Raw genomic sequence first — 16,160 nt, 5'->3', positions numbered from 1 at the left:
CCCCCTGTTTCCCGATCCGAATGTCGCCTGGGAAGGTTAAGAATTCACTCATCCCGCATCGCCTTGCGCAGATGCCGCAGGATCGGTTCCAGCAGGTAATCGCCCGCGCGCCGTTCGCCGGTCTGGATCGCCACCTCGACCGGCATCCCCGCAGTCAGCGCCACGTCGGGATGCGGATCCAGGGCGGCTGGATCCAGCCTGACCCGCGCCTCGAAATAGTGGCTGCCGTCGCGCGGATCCTCCAGCAGATCGGCCGAGACATAGGTGACCTCGCCGTCGAGCGTCGGCGCCGTGGCGCGGCGATAGGCCGTCAGCCTGACCCTGGCCTTGCGGCCGACATGCACGGTGTCGATGGATTCGGGCGGCAGCCGCGCCTGGATGACAAGGGGATCGGCATCGGGCAGGATTTCCATGACCATCGCGCCGGACCCGATCACCGCGCCGGGCGTGACGATGGGAATGTCGACCACCAGCCCGTCCTGCGGGGCGCGAAGCGTGCGGCGGTGAAGGATGTCCTCGCCGGCGCGGATCTGCGCCTGAAGCGCGGGAAGGACGCGGCGGGCTTGGGCCAGCTGCTCGTTCGCCTCGGCCACGCGCTGCCGGCGCAGGGTGGCGATGTCGGCCGCGACCCGCGCGTTATCGCGGTCATTGGCTTGAGCCAAGCCCGCATATTCGTCCCGCTCGCCCTCGAGAACGGACAGGTTCCGCTCGATCTCTCGGAGCTTCTGCGGGGTTGCCGCGCCGCGTCCGACCAGGGCTTCGGTATTGGCCCGCTCCTGCGTCCAGCTGTCGAGTTGTCGTTGGGATGCGCGGGCCTGGGCGCGGTTGGCCTGGGCCTGGGCGGCCAGATGGTCGGCTTGGCGCATCAGCGACGCGATCTGCCCATTGTGCAGGGCCAGCCGGGCATCATAAAGCGCGGCCTGCGCGGCGCTGCGGGCCGGATCGGCCTCGGGCGGGTGGGCGGTGTCCAGGGGAAGGCCGCGGGCCTCGGCCTCCAGCCGCCAGATGTCGAAGACCAGGGCCAGACGCTCGGCCTGCATCTGGGCCAGGCGCTCTCGGTCCTGGGTGGTGTCCAGTTGCGCCACGGGCTGACCCGCCCGCACCCGGTCCCCCGGCGCCACCAGCAGGTCGGACAGGATGCCGCCTTCCAGGTTTTCGACCGTCTTGCGCTTGCTTTCGGCCAGAACGACGCCCTGAGTCACCACGGCGCCGTCCAGCCGCGCCGCGATCCCCCAGCCGCCCAGCGTGCAGACCAGGAACAGGATCGTCGCCAGCGCCGTCAGGAACACCGGCCGATAGGCAGGCAGGGTGTCGTCGTCGGGGATCGCGGTCATGACAGGCGCGCCTTTTCTGCGACGGCGGATGCGCGGCGGCGGGGTCCGAGGGCCGCCAGCACCTCGGCCTTGTCGCCGTAATGGGCCACCGCGCCGTCGCGCAGCAGGACCAAGCGGTCGGCCTTGTTCAGGATCGACATCCGCTGCGCCACGATCAGCACGGCGGCACCCGAGGCGCGGGCCTGGTCCACCGCCTGGATCAGCGCGGCCTCACCGTCGGCATCCAGCGAGGAATTGGGTTCGTCCAGCACCAGAAGCCGGGGACGCCCGAAGACCGCGCGGGCCAGGGCGATCCGCTGCCGCTGCCCGCCGGACAGGCGCGCGCCGCCGTCGACCAGCGGCGTCTCATACCCCTTGGGCAGCCGGCCGATCATGTCGTGAACCCCCGCCTGGCGCGCGGCGGCGACGACATCTTCGATCGGGGCGTCGCGGAAGCGGGCGATGTTTTCGCGCACCGTCCCGTCCAGAAGCAGGGGCTCCTGGGGAAGATAGCCGACCGCCTGGCCGAAGCTGGCCCGTTCGTGAAGAAAGGTGGACTGCCCATCCAGGAAGATTCCGCCTGTGGTCGGCGCCCAAAGCCCGACCACCAGCCGGGCCAGCGTCGATTTCCCCGCCCCCGAAGGACCGATCACGCCGACCATTTCCCCCGGCCCGATTGCAAAGCCGACATTGCGCAGCAAGGGCGCGTCCTGTCCCGGCGGGACATAGCTGAGCCGGTCGACCAGAAGATCGGCCCGGCCGACCGGAACCTCGACGGCCGACCGGGTCCGGGCGCCGTCGCGCAGAAGGCGGCGCAGGCGTTGCGCGATGGCCAGGGCGTTGACCCATTGCCGCCACCCGTCGATCAGATGTTCGAAGGGCGACAGCATCCGCGAGGTGATCACCGCCGCCGCCAGAATCGTGCCCGGACTTGCCTCCTGGCGGATGACCAGGGCGGCGCCGGTGCAGATCACCGCGATCTGAAGGCCGACCCGCGACCCGCGCGCGAAGGCCGCCAGGAATTTCGCCGTGGTCCCCCCGGCCTCGATGCTGTCAAGCGACATCGCCTGCCCCCGCCGCCATCGCCGCGACAGATCCGGCAGCATCCCCATCGCCGCGATCACCTCGGAATTGCGGATGGCGTTGGCGGTGTCGGCTTGCAGCAGGACGTTCTTCTGAATGGCCGTCGCGGCGGGGCGCCGGGCCAGCATCTCGGTCGCGAGGGCCACCAGGGTCAGCAGTCCCGCGCCGCACAGCCCCACCAGTCCGTAAAGCGGATGCAGCAGGGCCAGAACGACCAGCAGGATCGGCGTGAAGGCCATGTCCATCGGCAGGGTGATCGCCCCTCCGGCGACAAAGCCGCGAAGTCCGTTCAGGTCGCGCATCGCCGTCGCCGCAGACGCCGTGCCCGATTTCAACGCCGTCTCGACTGCGGCTTCGAAGACCGGGCGGCCAAGCGCGGTCGACAGGCGCGCGGCCACCACCAGAAGCAGGCGCGACCGCAGGAAATCCAGCATCGACTGGAAAACGAACATCAGCCCGACGATGATCGTCAATGCGGTCAGCGTCTCGAAACTGGCCGACGAGATCACGCGGTCGAAGATCTGCGCCTGATACAGCGGCAGCGACAGATACAGAAGGTTGACGAAAAAGCCGATGAAGGCCGCCGCCGCCACCCCCTTGGCCAGATCGACCAGTGCCCCGCGCCAGGGACTCTCTGCCGCGCCGTCAGCCATGGCGGGCCGCCAGAACGGGTTCGGCCCGACGGGCCAGAAGCTTGTCGAACAGTGCCGCATGCAGGCGCGCAGCCTCGGTCGCGGTGGTTGGGGGCTGGATGCCGCCATGCAGGCGGTTCCAGACGGCCGGGTCCATCGCGCGGGTCATCGCCTCGGCCAGACTTTCGGGATTCGAGACGCGGAAATGCAGCCCGTCGATGCCGTCGCGCACCTTTTCGGCCATGCCGCCGATGTCGGAGGCGATGATCGGGCGACGATGGTGGAAAGCCTCTTGAATCACCACAGGGGCGTTTTCCCACCAGGTCGAGGGCACGATGGTCCAGTCCACCTCGCGCATCAGATGCGGCAGATCGGCGCTTTTATAGGATCCCATGAAGCGCAGGCGCCGGCCGGACAGGCGGAACAGTTCCTTGACCTGGGCCTGGAAATCCTCGGGCTGGTGTTCCAGGTTGCCGCCGAAGACGTAAAGGATTCCGTCTCCCCAGACCTTTTCCGGGATACGGGTCACGGCCTCGACCAGAACCTTGATGCCCTTGAAGGGGTTCAACTGGCCGAAATAGGCGAAGCGGTTGCGGCGTCCGCCCGCCGAAAGGGGTCGGATCGGCGCGACGGGGCCGCCGTCCAGGCCGTTTTCGATCATCACCAGCTTTTCGCGCGGCAGGCCCCAGTCCTGGAACCGCTTCAACAGGAACCGCGATGGCGACACGAAGGCGTCCACCTGATCGAAAAAGGATTTGATGAACAATTCCCGCCGCAGCATGTTCGCGGCGCCGATCTCGGGAAAGCACATCCCGCATTCCGAAGCCGAGGCCTTCATGCACAGCGCGCCCGAGCGGGCCTTGATCATCTGCCCGTGATGGGCGCAGATCGGCAGGTATTCGTGCAAGGTATAGACGATCGGCACGTCGCCCAGGGCGCGGCGCGCGGCACGGATCGCCTGGATGCCGAAGCCCATGACGTGGTGAAAGTTCACGATATCGGGCCGCAGGTCGGACAGGAAGCGTTCGAAATGCCGGATGATCGCGGCGGTGTCGTTCAGGCCCAGGTGGAACCAGTCATAGTCGTTGGTCCAGAACAGCGTCTCGTCCGGGGCCTGGCCCAGGGACATCAGCGGAGTCGCCGCATGGCGCGCGACCGGGGGACCGACCCCGGCCATGTAATGGGCGTCCCAGCCCTGCTGCTGCTTCATGCCTTGGAACAGGTTGTAGGATGCGACCTGCGCCCCGCCGATGGAAAAGGCGGGATGCGCATGGCTGAGAACAAGGGCCTTCATCCGAGTCGGTCTCCACTGTCGGTCGGGCCAGTCTTAGCCAGCAAAGCTGAATCAATCGTTTCCAGAAGACGCGTCATGACGTCCTGCGCGGCGGGCAGATCGTCCAGCATCCAGAAATCGACGCGGCGCGAGGCCCATGTCCCGAAACCGCCGTCGTGCAGGCGGCGCGCCAGATCGCGGTGCAGCATCGCGCCGGAATACAGACGCCCCGCAAAGCCCCCCGCGCCCTCCATGGCATCGCGGTCGATCAGGGCAAACTGCGCCGCCCCCGCCGCCACAGGCTGGGGGGCGCCCCGGACCAGCCAGCCGCGCGGATAGCCCAGCATCGGGGCATCCCCCGCCGCGCCGTCGCCGCCGTAAAAGATCGATCCGTCTTCATACACCAGGGTCGGAGAGATCAGGCCCGGCGTTTCCAGCGCCGTCAGCTCTCCGTCCAGCAGGTCAAGCCAACCGGGCGTCGCCGGAAGCACCGAGGGATGCCAGATCAGCACGCGCGATCCCTCGGCCAGGGCCAGCCCCGCTTCGATCCGGGCGCAGGGATCGGCCCCGTCGGGCACCAGCAGCAACCGCCCCCGCAGCCCGTAGAAGGCGAACAGATCCTTCAGCCGCGCGGCCGCGCCCGCCGCATCGGTCCGCGTCATGACGAGCACCAGATCCAGCCGCCCTGCCTCGGACGTGCCCGACAGCAGCGCCATCATCGGCTGGAAATGCTCCAGCCGGGCCAGAGGGATCACGGCGGTGATCTCTCCCCCCTCGGGCGACAGGGAAATGGGGTGCTGCGCCACGCGGGATTTCCGAGGCGCGGCGGGCAGTTGCGCCAGGAACGGCGCCAGCGAGGTCTCGACGATCAGGTCAATGGCCGGATCGTGCAGGGGCATCGCCGACAGGATCTGCGGCAGCCCCTCGCGACCCTCCAGGGGGGTGATCGCCAGCGGCCGGAACAGGCACGAGCCGTCGTCCAGGACCAGTTCCAGATAGAAATCCTCATCCCCCTGGCGGGGCCTGCCGGGGGCGAAGGCCACGAAGCCATGGGTGTTGTCGGCGGCATCCAGAAGGCGGCCGAACCGGGGGTCGTCGGCAAAACCCGCGTTCAGGTCGGCGCGCGGCAGCGGGTTCCAGCGGTCGTGCAGGGGGGCGTAAAGCCCGGCGGTGCTTTTGACGATGACGCGTTCCACCCGCCGCAGCGGATCCAGCAGCCAGCCCGTTGCCAGCAGCCCGCCCGAGGGGGCCTGGAACACCGCGTCGAAGGCGGCGGCGATGGGCAGAGGAGTCAGGGACAGCGTGTCCACGCCCTGGAACCGGGGACGGCAGATGCGGCGGTGGATGCTGACCACCTTGCCGTCACCCGCCAGCCGGGGCAGCATCTGCCGCACATGGTCGGCGGCCGCGTCGCCATGCAGCTTCACGACGGATCCGCGCACGATCTCCAGCCGCCTCAGCACGCCGCCCTGTTCATAGAACAGGCAGTCCAGCCCATCCAGATCGGTCCCCCCCCAGTCCAGGCTGAACAGGCAGAACCCCATGCCAGGGGGCGGAATATCCTTGCGCGAGAAGACCGCCACATCGGCCTCGCAGACCTTCAAGCTGCCGTCCAGCCGGGCCAGATCGTGGCGCCCGGCGGCAAGGGACATCGCCCAGCCCTGGGCAAACAGCCCCCCGGTGTCGGGGCAGGCCAGGATTTCCACAAAGCCCCCCGCTTCGGTGGCCAGCGACAAGAACCGGGCCGCGAAATCGCCGTCGCCTGCCTCCAGATCCGCGCCATCGGCCAGGAAATCGAATGCCGCGCGGCTGCTTATTCCGTGGCGCCGCACGAAATCGGCCAGGGCGGCCGGGGCGACATCGACGGCACGGGGCGGGGCAATCCGATAGTCCGCGCCCGCCTGATCGCGAAGCGAGCCGGTCGCCAGAAGCGGCGCCCCGACAAGCGCCAGCCCGGCACGTCCCCCCCGCACGGGCCAGCAGGCCGCCCGCCAGGGCGCATCGCCGCAGGATCCCTGGCGGGGCAAGGCATCCTCCAGGTCAGACAGGGCCAGAAGCGTCCGGCCCCCCGGCAGGATGATCGCCAGATCCGGCACCAGGGGGGCATCCCGGTCGGACAGCCCAGGCGGGCTGTCCTGGGCGATGGCAAAGAAGGCTCCGTCGGCGGGACTCATGCGGAAATCTTTCCCGAAAGGTTGCGATAGAGGTCCAGATGGGCGTCGACGAAGCCGCGATAGGCGGTGTCGTCGTGGCGGGCGCGCTGCGCGGCGGCCATGCGGGCCTGGCCGTTTCGGTCGGCTGCGGCGGCGCGCATCGTCTCGGCCAGGGCGCGGGGGTCGCCGGGGGGGACGTGGATGCCGGTGACACCGTGTTCCACCAGCTCGGCCATGCCGCCGATGCCGGAACAGATCACCGGCAGGCCCGCCGCCCGCGCCTCAAGCAGGACGAGGGGCGCGTTCTCCCACCAGATCGACGGCATCACCAGCCAGTCCGCGCGGGCCATCAGCCCCGGCAGATCCGCGCGGTCATAGGGGCCGGGATGGCTGGCCTGGGGCGCGGCCGCCAGGGCGTCGGCGAAGGCGCGGCGGAAGCCGTCTTCGGCATGGCCCAGCCCGCCGTGCAGATCCAGCGTCAGCCGGTCACCCGCCAGGCGCGCGGCCGAGAGCAAGGGCAGGATCCCCTTATGCGGGGCGACGGTGCCGAAAAACGCAAAGCGGTCGGGACGGGCGCGCGGCGCCCGATCGGGTTGCGCCACCTGCCGGACCTGGTTGGGCAGAACGGTGATCCGGTCGGCGCAAAGGCCCCATTCCACGAAGCGGTCGGCCAGAAAGCGCGACGGCGCGATGAACCGGTCGACCAGCGACAGCAGCGCCGTCAGATGCGCCTTGCGCAGCAGATGCGCGGCCGAGGACATCGCCGGATAGCAGGCACGGCACTGGTCCTGGCCCGGCAGGCGACAGCGGGCGCCGTCCGGCACCGTCAGCATCAGCCCGTCATTGGGGCACAGGATCTGGTAATCGTGCAGCGTCATCACGATCCGCGCGGACGGGGCCAGGCGGCGGATGACCGCCAGAACCTCGGCCCCGATGCGGTCGAGGCCGTGCAGATGCACCACATCCGGGCAAAAGGCGCCCAGCAGCCGGTCCAGCGCGGCGATCCAGTCCGTGCCGTCCTGCCGTAGCATCGAAAACCGATCATAGCGCCCGGTCCGCAGCAGATGGTCGTCCTCCTGCATGCCCAGCGATCCGGGCGCGTCGTCGGGGCGTTGCAGCGCGGTCGTGGCGGCCAGAAACCGGGCACGGACCCCGCCCGCCGCATTCAGCGCGCCGGTCAGGTCATGGGCCAGGATCTCGGTGCCGCCGCGGGTATAAGCGGGGTGGTCATGGGCGATCTGCAAGACCTGAAGGGTCATCGACGATCCTTTCCGATCAGGGCGAATTCGGTCTGCGCAAGGGCCACGGTAAAGGCATCCGGCGCGGGCGCGGGACCGAAGCGGCGAAAGGGAAAGCGGGTCTCGGTCCGGGCGGCGGCGCCCAGGGCGCGGGCGATCCAGACGGCGGGGTCGGGATGGGGCGGTGCGGCCAGAAGCCGCGCGATTCCGGCGGGGCCAAGCGCCAGGCAGGCGGCCAGCGGCCTGGGGGCCGCTCGGCCCCCGGCTGGCAGGTGCGCGGCGGGCAGGCCGCGCAACGGATCGGGGCCTTCCGAGGCGGCCGCGATGGAGCCGTCGGGCGCCAGCAGCGCGGGGGCCAGGACGCCCGGCCTGCGCAGGCGGCGCAGCCAGAAAGCCAGCCAGCCCGGATCCTGCGGCAGGACATCGCCGCCCAGCACCAGGGCGGGCAGGTCCCGCGCCTGGGCCAGGGCCGCGCACAGGCGTTCGCTTTCGGTGGCGCAATCCGGCAGCAGCACCAGCCGATGCGCGACGCCATAGATCGCCGCCGTCTGGGCCAGGGCCTGGCGCGCCGCCTGGGCCAGAGGACCGTCGGCCATGGTGCAGACGACCTCGACCGGGGTGGAAGGCGCTTCGGCCAGGATCATGGCGGCGCGGGCGCGGATCAGGTCGGCCGAACCGCCGATGGCGGTGACGATCCGCAGCCCGCATGTCTGCGTGGGACCGAAATGCTGGACGGCCGACGGCGGCGCCGCGCGGGAAAAACCGGCGCGGGCCTCAGCCAATGGGTGCAGGACCGGGGCGCCCGCCGCCCAGGCGTCCGCGAAAGCGGCGGGAACGGTCCCGTCAAAGGGCGTGACCGGCGCTTCGGCCAGCGTCCGCAGGCGGCCGGAACGATGCAGAACGCGGATGCGGCAGCTGTCGCCCCCTGCCCCGCCCGGCAGATCGGCCAGTCCGGCCAGCACCGCCGTTCCGTCCGGTCCGTGCAGGGGCGTCAGTTCGGCCGTCTGTCCGCGCCGCTCCAGGATGACCTTCCGGACCAGGCGCGCGGGATCCTGCAAGACCAGCAGGTGAAGCAGCCCGGCGGAAAGCCCCGACAGGTGCCGGACCGCGATGGCCGGCTCGGCCTGGTTGCCCGCAAGCTCTTGCTCAAGTGCTGCGGCGGTGTCACCCAGGCGGTCGAACAGCCAGTCGCGGCACGGCTTGGGACGCGCCTGGATCCAGGCCAGGGCCGACAGGCGGCGCGGCGCGGCATCCGGTGCCGCCAACCGCAGCGGCGCATCGGCAAGAGCCACGATCTGTTCCGGCGCAGGACCGGCCGGAAGCAGCAGATGCAGCAGCCTGCCGTCGCGGAAGCAATCGGAATGCCGCAGGGGGATCAGACCCCCGTCCCGGATCGCAGCCGCCGCCGAGAGCAGGCCGGACAGGCCCGGCGGGGCATAGCTGATCAGCGTCCTCCCCGCGATCTCGGTCCGGGCGACCGGGGCGAGGGCCGGGATGGCGCAGATATCCATCAGGCGCGGGATGGCCCGTGCCAGTCCCGCCTGCGCCTCGCCTGCGAAAAGCGACGCGCCGGTGGTCAGCATCACGCGCAGCAGCCGGGCCGTTCCTTGCGGCGAAAGCTGCGCCGTCAGGGCGGGAAGGTCGTCCTGGGGCAGTTGCAGCCAGGCGGGGTCGATTTCGGCGGCGGGCAGGTCGCCCAGCCGCAGCACCAGATGGCGCGACAGCAGCGTGCCGAGGCCCTGGGGCACGAACAGCACATGCCGCACCCCGCCCGAGCGCAGGCCCAGTTCCGCCGCGACGAAGGGACGCGAGAGGGGCAGCCCGTCCTGTTCCGCCGCCAACCGGCCGGGGCGCCCGGCGGCACGGTCGAAGAACACCGCCGTCAGGGAATCGCCCAGGGGAATGGCCGTCGCCTCACCCAGCGGCTGGGGGGATCGGCGCGGGCCGGAAGGAAAAAGCGTTCTCTCAAGCGGGATATTCATGCTTTTGGCGCCTGGAACGAAGGAATCGGTCAAGGTGGTCCGGGCGCAAGGGGCGCCCGGACCCTGGGTATCAGGCAGGGGTAAAGAAACCGTTCTAGACGACCGTGAAGAAGCGACCCGGATCCGCCGTCACGTCTTCATAGGACACGCCGTGCAGCAGCACGCTGTCGCCCTGGCCGAAGTCGATCAGCGTCCCGGCATCGCCCAGATCCACGGCGAATTCCGCCACTTCGACGGCCGACCCCACCGAGACCCCTTCCAGCCGCGAGGAAATCTGAAGGATGTCGCCATCCGAGAAATCCATGACCACGTCCCCGCCGCCCGAGAAGATGAACAGGTCGTCGCCCGCGCCGCCATACAGGTTGTCGTCGCCCGCGCCGCCGTCCAGAGTGTCGCGCCCGGCGCCGCCGACCAGCAGGTCGTCGCCGTCGCCGCCCAGCAGAAGATCGTCCCCGGCATCGCCGAAAAGCTGATCGTCGCCTGACCCGCCGTTCAGGATGTCGTCGCCGGCGCCGCCCCTCAGCGTATCGTCGCCCGACCCGCCCGACAGTAGGTCGTTCCCGGCATCGCCGGACAGGGCATCGTCGCCCTCGCCGCCGTCCAGCGTGTCGTTCCCGGCGCCGCCGACCAGCAGGTCGTCGCCCGACCCGCCGACCAGCAGGTCGTCGCCGGCGCCGCCCGACAGCGTGTCGGCGCCCGACCCGCCAAACAGCGAATCGTTGCCCGACCCGCCCAGAAGCTGGTCGTCGCCCTCTTCCCCCAGCAGGCGGTCGTCGCCCGACCCGCCGTTGAGAAGATCGTTGCCCGCGCCGCCATAGACGATGTCGTCGCCGGAATTGGCCAGCACGGTATCATTGCCCGCGCCCGCCGTGATGAAGTCCGAAAGCGATGTTCCGAACAGGAAATCGCTGAACGCGCCTCCTGGTATCGTGGCCATGGGTGGCCCCTTCCTTGCTGTTGACCCTACGGGCGTCAACCTAAGCGAGAGCGCCGCGTCCACCGACCGCTAATTAATTAAAATTTCATCTATTTCCTGGATCGCGGCAACGCGGGGCCGGGATAAGATCCGCCCGATGGCCCGGTTCGGGGCCGCAATCCGGGCAGAAGGCGCCGGGCCATTTTCAAACTGGAAAAGCACCATGGCGACCATTTCGACACCGACCGTCCTGTCCGACGACCTCTTGGCGCTGCTGCCGGCCAGCCCGGAACTGGCCCAGGCTCTGGCCGCCTGGCAGGGGCTTGCAGAGGCGGCCGTTCCCCGGTTCCTGGACAGCCTGGCAACGGGCCTGCGGCTGGGCGGGCCGGTGGGCGACACGATCGTGGCGGGGATCGGCGACCATATCCTTGCCGGCTATGGCGGCGACGACACGCTGCATGGCGGCGCGGGCTGGAACCTGCTGTTCGGCGGCGACGGCGACGACGTGCTGGATGTCCGCTGGCTGACCGATCCGGCGCGCGGCGGGCTGTCCCATGACGCCTGGTCGGGGGCCAAGCGCGTCGCCTCGGACTGGCTGTTCGGGGGGGCGGGCAACGACAGGCTGTTCGGATCCTTCGGCTCGGACCTGCTGCATGGGGGGATCGGGAACGACATCCTGGACGGGCAGGACGGCGACGACCTGCTGGTCGGCGGAACGGGCAACGACCTGCTGGACGGCGGCGCGGGGCGCGACATCCTGCTGGGCGGCGCAGGGCGCGACACCCTGTCGGGCGGGCTGAACGACGACCTGCTGTTCGGTGGCGACGGCAACGACCGGCTGGGCGGCGACAACGGCAACGACACGCTGGACGGCGGCAGCGGCAACGACACGATCCATGGCGGCTTCGGCGACGACAGCATCAAGGGCGGGGCGGGCAACGACTGGGTGGATGCGGGCGGCGGCGACGACATCATCGACTGCGGCGACGGCAACGATTTCGTCGCCGCCATCGAGGATCTGGGCCGGGGCGACGATTCGATCTTCGGCCGGGCCGGGAACGACACGCTGCATGGCGGGCGCGGCAACGACCTGATCGACGGCGGCGACGGCGACGATGTGCTGAACGGCGGCGCGGGCGACGATTTCCTGACCGGCGGCGCGGGCGCGGACCAGTTCCAGTTCCGCAGCGCCCATGGCGTCGGCATCATCGCCGATTTCTCGGCCGAGGATCGCCTGATGCTGACCCGGAACATCAACGGGCAGCCCATCGACCCCGCCTCGCTGGGGGATCGGGTGCAGGATCTGGGCGAATCGGCGTTCCTGGACCTGGGGAACGGCTATGGCGTGATCTTCCTGGGCCATGACGCCGAATCGCTAGCGGGGCTGTTGCAGACCCGGATCGATTTCTGGTGATCCCACGGCGGCCGGGTCACGGCCCGGCCCCGTCGAAGGCATCGACCAGGAATTCCAGCAAGGCCCGCGTCCGGCGCGTCATGCGGCGCTGCGGCGGATAGACGGCGTGGATGTCCAGATACGGGCCCTGGACCTCGGGCAGCACCCGCAGCAGCCGCCCCTGGGCCAGATCGTCGCGGACAACATAATCCGGGCACAGCGCCACCCCCTCGTCCGCAAGGGCCAGGTCGCGGGCGGTCCGGGCGCTGTTGACCAGGAACGGCCCCTGCACCGCGATGCGCCGTTCGCCCTGACCGTCGGACAGGGGCCAGGTACCGTCGCCGCGCATGTTGGTGTCGCGGATGCAGGCATGGTCGGCCAGATCCTCGGGCGCGGCGGGATGGCCGTGCCGCGCCAGATAGCCGGGCGAGGCGATCAGGACCACGCTGATCCCTCCCAGCCTGCGGGCCATCAGCGTCGAATCCTCCAGCCTGCCGATGCGCACGGCAAGGTCGATGCCCTGCGCCACCAGATCGACGAAGGGATCGGCCAGCCGCAGGTCGATCGTCAGGCCGGGATGGGCCGCCCGGAACCGGCGCAGCAGCGGCGCCAGCAGCAATTCGCCATGCGTGACCGCCGCCGACACGCGGATGGTGCCCGACAGCCCGCGCTGCGATTCGCGCAGATCGCTGGCCATCTCGTCCAGCTGGTCCAGCCAGTCGGGCGCCCGCGCCATCAGCCGCTGTCCGGCGGCGGTCAGGCCAAGGCGGCGGGTGGTGCGGTACAGAAGCTGCGTCCCCATCCGCGCCTCAAGCTCGGCCATGTATTTCGACGCCAGCTTGGCCGAGATGCCGACCCGCGCCGCCGCCCCGGCAAAGGATCCCGTCTCGACCGCCGCAACGAAGACCCGCATTCCGTCGACCAGATCCATGCCGCCCCCAATTCGGAACATCCGGGCGGCAGTGATACCACAATGCCGCCATTTTCGCCATGCTGTTCCGGGCGCATATGGGTTCGCATGACCGGCCCTCGGGGCCGCCCCAGCAGGAGAAGATCCGATGACCGACCTCAAGACCGCCCCCTTGGGCATTCTGGCGCTGCGCGTGACGACCGGGGCGCTGTTCCTGATCCATGGGCTGACCAAGCTGTTCGTGTTCACCCCGGCGGGCACCGCCGGTTATTTCGAATCGATCGGCCTGCCCGGCGCGCTTGGCTGGCTGACCATGCTGGCCGAGATCGGCGGCGGACTGGCGCTGATCCTGGGGATCAAGGCGCGGCTGGTGTCGCTGGCCTTGGTGCCGGTGCTGCTGGGGGCCGCGGTCTTCGGCCATGGCGCCGCGGGCTTCAACTGGTCCAACGCGGGCGGCGGCTGGGAATACCCGGTGATGTGGGCCATCGTGCAGGCGGCCCTGGCGGCGCTTGGCGACGGCCCCTATGCCCTGGTCCCGACCGCGCGGCGCGCCTGAGGGGCCAAGGGGGGACGATCATGCTTGTGAACGGCAGATGGGCGGCGGACTGGCAACCCGTGCAGGCCAAGGACGGCCAGGGCCGCTTCATGCGGCAGGATTCGTCCTTCCGCAACTGGATCACCGCCGACGGCAGCCCCGGCCCGACCGGCAGCGGCGGGTTCCGGGCCGAGGCGGGGCGTTACCGCCTGTATGTCGCGCTGATCTGCCCCTGGGCGTCGCGCACGCTGATCGCGCGCAAGCTCAAGGGGCTTGACGACCTGGTGGCCGTGACCGTGCTGAACCCGGTGGTGACCGATCAGGGCTGGGCCTTCGGCGGCTATCCGGGCGCCGATGCCGACCCCCTGCACGGCGCGTCGCATCTGCATCAGCTCTATACCCGCGCCGACGCCGATTATACCGGCCGGGCGACGGTGCCGCTGTTGTGGGACGAACGCACCGACAGCGCCGTCAGCAACGAAAGCGCCGAGATCCTGCGGATGTTCGACAGCGCCTTCGCCGATCTGGCGCCGGGGCGTCCCGTGCTTTATCCCGCCGACCTGGCCGCCCGGATCGACGCGCTGAACGCGCAGATCTACGACGGCCTGAACAACGGCGTCTACAAGGCCGGATTCGCATCCACCCAGACCGCCTATGACGAGGCCGTGGCGGGCGTCTTCGCCACGCTGGACCGGCTGGAGGGCGGGCTGGACGGCGCATACCTGTTCGGCGACCGGCTGACGGAATCCGACATCCGGCTGTTCGTGACGCTGATCCGCTTCGACGCCGCCTATCACGGGCTGTTCAAGACCAATATCCGCCGCCTGGCCGACTATCCCCGCCTGTCCGCCTGGCTGGAACGGATGCTGCGTCTGCCCGGCGTGGCCGGGACCGTGAGCCTGGACCATATCAAGGCCGGCTATTATTCGATCAAGGCCCTGAACCCGACCGGCATCGTCCCCGCCGGTCCCGACCATGTGGCCCGGCTGCTGGCAAGCGTCGCCTAGGGCGGTCTTCTTCAGGCCGAGCGGGCCGATCCCTCGATCATCCGGGCGATCTGGCCGGGATCATAGGGCTTTTGCAGCGCCGGGATGCGCGCATAGTCCTCGTTCAACCCCGCCTGGCCGTAGCCGCTGGCGAAAATGAAGGGGATGCCGCGCCGCAGCAGGCAGTCGGCCACCGGAAAGGACTGCTGGCCCGCCAGGTTGATGTCCAGGATGGCGAAATCGAAATCCTCGTGCTCGGCGGCGGCCAGGGCGGGTTGCAGGCGCATCGCCGGGCCGACCGGGTGATGGCCCAGGTCGGTCACGATATCCTCCAGCAGCATGGCGATCAGGACCTCATCCTCGACGATCAGAATGCGCGCCATGGGGTCAGGTCGCCTCGTCGCGGACCGCCTCGACCGAGGCGGTCAGGGTGAAGGCGACCCCGTCCGGCCGATAGTCGATCCGGGCCTGGCCCTGCAACTGGTCGGGCAGCACTTGCAGGATCAGCCGCGATCCGAAGCCCCGGCGGCCGCTTTCGACCACGGGCGGCCCCCCGGCTTCGGTCCAATCCAGCCGGAACAGCTGGTCCCCGCCCACCGACCAGCCGATCCGCACGCTGCCCGCGGGCACCGACAGGGCGCCGTATTTGACCGCGTTGGTGCCCAGCTCGTGCAGCGCCAGGGCGATCGAGATGGCGGCATAGGGGCCGACCCGCATGTCCGGGCCGGACAGCCGGAAGGCGTCGGGTCCGGGGCCGCGGAACGGGTGGATGGCGCTTTCGACCAGGGCGCGCAGATCGGCGCCGTCCCAGTTCTCGCGGGTCAGCACGTTGTGGGCGCCCGACAGCGCCATGATCCGCGCGGTGATCGCCTGGGCCGCGTCCTTCGGCGTCGTGGCATGGCGCAGGGTCTGGGTGACGATCGACTGCACGGCGGCCAGGCTGTTCTTGACCCGGTGGTTCAGTTCGTTGATCAGCAGCCGCTGGTGGTTTTCGGCCCGGACGCGTTCGGTCACGTCCGATCCCTGCACGAAGATATGCGCGACGGTGCCGTCCTCGTCGCGGATCGGCTGATAGACGAAATCCAGGAAGCGTTCCTCCAGCGGTCCCTGGTCGCGCCACCGCAGCAGGATGCGCTGCGCCGTGCGCGTCACCGCCTCGCCCGAGCTGTAGACGTGGTCCAGCAGGTCCAGAAAGCCCTGGTCGGCGACCTCGGGCAGGGCGTCGCGGACAGCCAGGCCGATCACGTCGCGCCCGCCGATCAGCTTGCGGTATTCCGGGTTGACCAGGGTGAAGACGTGCTCGGGACCGCTGACCATGGTCATGAAGGTCGGCGCCTGGGAAAACAGGGCTTGCAGGCGCTGAAACTCGGCCCGGTTGCGGCGTTCGGCCAGAACGCGGTTGGTCGTCTCGATCACGATGGCGATCACGCCGGCGGGCTTGCCGCTTTCGTCAAGCACCGGCGAATAGTCCAGGTTCATCCAGACCTGTTCCGGATAGCCCTTGCGATGCAGCGTCAGTTCCTGGTCCTGATAGGCCAAGGTGCCGCCTGCCAGGCCGACCTTCATGACGTTGTCGTTGAAATCCGCGACCTCGGGCCAGCCTTCGCGGACATTCGACCCGAACAGCGCCGGATGCCGGTGCCCGGCAAAGACGGAATAGGCGTCGTTATAGATCATCACGCCTTCCTCGCCCCACAGCATGACGATGGGAACCGGGGACTGGATCAGCAGCGCCGTCGCGGTCTT

Annotated in this window: 13 protein-coding genes; 3 read left to right on the top strand and 10 right to left on the bottom strand. The window is 69.7% G+C overall.

The annotated features are described in order from the left end of the window. Positions 1-44 precede the first annotated feature (44 nt). From ACTJI6_RS06635 to ACTJI6_RS06605, 7 genes are all read right to left on the bottom strand, one after another. On the bottom strand, positions 45-1,334 hold the full coding sequence (locus ACTJI6_RS06635; RefSeq protein ID WP_440798945.1) for an HlyD family type I secretion periplasmic adaptor subunit: 1,290 nt from the start codon (positions 1,332-1,334) through the stop codon (positions 45-47). After that, the gene (locus ACTJI6_RS06630) at positions 1,331-3,049 is read right to left on the bottom strand and encodes a type I secretion system permease/ATPase (protein ID WP_440798943.1); all 1,719 of its coding nucleotides are present in this window, start codon (positions 3,047-3,049) and stop codon (positions 1,331-1,333) included. Before ACTJI6_RS06630 ends, ACTJI6_RS06635 begins: the two co-directional genes overlap by 4 nt. Continuing rightward, on the bottom strand, positions 3,042-4,322 hold the full coding sequence (locus ACTJI6_RS06625; protein WP_440798941.1) for a glycosyltransferase family 4 protein: 1,281 nt from the start codon (positions 4,320-4,322) through the stop codon (positions 3,042-3,044). Before ACTJI6_RS06625 ends, ACTJI6_RS06630 begins: the two co-directional genes overlap by 8 nt. Beyond that, positions 4,319-6,475, bottom strand: coding sequence for a hypothetical protein (locus ACTJI6_RS06620; protein ID WP_440798939.1), 2,157 nt, complete (start codon positions 6,473-6,475; stop codon positions 4,319-4,321). Before ACTJI6_RS06620 ends, ACTJI6_RS06625 begins: the two co-directional genes overlap by 4 nt. Beyond that, entirely contained in the window at positions 6,472-7,713 is a 1,242-nt protein-coding gene (locus ACTJI6_RS06615; protein WP_440798937.1) for a glycosyltransferase family 4 protein, read from the bottom strand. Before ACTJI6_RS06615 ends, ACTJI6_RS06620 begins: the two co-directional genes overlap by 4 nt. Further along, positions 7,710-9,674 carry a hypothetical protein gene (locus ACTJI6_RS06610; protein WP_440798935.1) on the bottom strand — a complete coding sequence of 655 codons (1,965 nt, stop codon included), beginning with the start codon at positions 9,672-9,674 and terminating at the stop codon, positions 7,710-7,712. Before ACTJI6_RS06610 ends, ACTJI6_RS06615 begins: the two co-directional genes overlap by 4 nt. Before the next feature lie 94 nt (positions 9,675-9,768). Then, complete coding sequence (locus ACTJI6_RS06605; protein WP_440798933.1) at positions 9,769-10,611, bottom strand: calcium-binding protein; 843 nt, start codon at positions 10,609-10,611, stop codon at positions 9,769-9,771. A 202-nt stretch (positions 10,612-10,813) separates the two neighbouring features. On the opposite strand from ACTJI6_RS06605, the gene ACTJI6_RS06600 reads away from it, so the two are divergent. Next, positions 10,814-12,004, top strand: coding sequence for a calcium-binding protein (locus ACTJI6_RS06600; protein ID WP_440798931.1), 1,191 nt, complete (start codon positions 10,814-10,816; stop codon positions 12,002-12,004). Between the two features lie 16 nt (positions 12,005-12,020). On the opposite strand, the gene ACTJI6_RS06595 is transcribed toward ACTJI6_RS06600, so the two are convergent. Continuing rightward, on the bottom strand, positions 12,021-12,914 hold the full coding sequence (locus ACTJI6_RS06595; RefSeq protein ID WP_440798929.1) for a LysR family transcriptional regulator: 894 nt from the start codon (positions 12,912-12,914) through the stop codon (positions 12,021-12,023). Positions 12,915-13,041: 127 nt separating this feature from the next. Here ACTJI6_RS06595 and ACTJI6_RS06590 point away from each other — a divergent pair, with 127 nt between their 5' ends. Further along, positions 13,042-13,449 carry a DoxX family protein gene (locus ACTJI6_RS06590; RefSeq protein WP_440798927.1) on the top strand — a complete coding sequence of 136 codons (408 nt, stop codon included), beginning with the start codon at positions 13,042-13,044 and terminating at the stop codon, positions 13,447-13,449. A 20-nt stretch (positions 13,450-13,469) separates the two neighbouring features. After that, positions 13,470-14,435 (top strand): glutathione S-transferase family protein, encoded by a 966-nt coding sequence (locus ACTJI6_RS06585; protein WP_440798925.1) that lies wholly within the window; start codon positions 13,470-13,472, stop codon positions 14,433-14,435. Between the two features lie 11 nt (positions 14,436-14,446). Here ACTJI6_RS06585 and ACTJI6_RS06580 read toward each other — a convergent pair whose 3' ends face one another. Together ACTJI6_RS06580 and ACTJI6_RS06575 are read right to left on the bottom strand one after the other, a co-directional pair. Then, entirely contained in the window at positions 14,447-14,797 is a 351-nt protein-coding gene (locus ACTJI6_RS06580) for a response regulator (RefSeq protein WP_440798923.1), read from the bottom strand. A 4-nt stretch (positions 14,798-14,801) separates the two neighbouring features. Further along, positions 14,802-16,139, bottom strand: coding sequence for a sensor histidine kinase (locus ACTJI6_RS06575; RefSeq protein WP_440799143.1), 1,338 nt, complete (start codon positions 16,137-16,139; stop codon positions 14,802-14,804). Between the last annotated feature and the right edge of the window lie 21 nt (positions 16,140-16,160).

The sequence above is a fragment of the Paracoccus sp. 22332 genome (assembly GCF_052045125.1).
Lineage (GTDB): Bacteria > Pseudomonadota > Alphaproteobacteria > Rhodobacterales > Rhodobacteraceae > Paracoccus > Paracoccus haematequi_A.
The sequence above is the reverse complement of the archived record's forward strand: the minus strand, read 5'-3'. Positions and strand labels throughout refer to the sequence as shown.

Coding starts and splice junctions, on each gene's coding strand:
- ACTJI6_RS06610 (WP_440798935.1), bottom strand. CDS start 9,674: ATGAATATCCCGCTTGAGAGAACGCTTTTTCCTTCCGGCCCGCGCCGA.
- ACTJI6_RS06590 (WP_440798927.1), top strand. CDS start 13,042: ATGACCGACCTCAAGACCGCCCCCTTGGGCATTCTGGCGCTGCGCGTG.
- ACTJI6_RS06625 (WP_440798941.1), bottom strand. CDS start 4,322: ATGAAGGCCCTTGTTCTCAGCCATGCGCATCCCGCCTTTTCCATCGGC.
- ACTJI6_RS06580 (WP_440798923.1), bottom strand. CDS start 14,797: ATGGCGCGCATTCTGATCGTCGAGGATGAGGTCCTGATCGCCATGCTG.
- ACTJI6_RS06600 (WP_440798931.1), top strand. CDS start 10,814: ATGGCGACCATTTCGACACCGACCGTCCTGTCCGACGACCTCTTGGCG.
- ACTJI6_RS06635 (WP_440798945.1), bottom strand. CDS start 1,334: ATGACCGCGATCCCCGACGACGACACCCTGCCTGCCTATCGGCCGGTG.
- ACTJI6_RS06595 (WP_440798929.1), bottom strand. CDS start 12,914: ATGGATCTGGTCGACGGAATGCGGGTCTTCGTTGCGGCGGTCGAGACG.
- ACTJI6_RS06585 (WP_440798925.1), top strand. CDS start 13,470: ATGCTTGTGAACGGCAGATGGGCGGCGGACTGGCAACCCGTGCAGGCC.
- ACTJI6_RS06605 (WP_440798933.1), bottom strand. CDS start 10,611: ATGGCCACGATACCAGGAGGCGCGTTCAGCGATTTCCTGTTCGGAACA.
- ACTJI6_RS06620 (WP_440798939.1), bottom strand. CDS start 6,475: ATGAGTCCCGCCGACGGAGCCTTCTTTGCCATCGCCCAGGACAGCCCG.
- ACTJI6_RS06630 (WP_440798943.1), bottom strand. CDS start 3,049: ATGGCTGACGGCGCGGCAGAGAGTCCCTGGCGCGGGGCACTGGTCGAT.
- ACTJI6_RS06615 (WP_440798937.1), bottom strand. CDS start 7,713: ATGACCCTTCAGGTCTTGCAGATCGCCCATGACCACCCCGCTTATACC.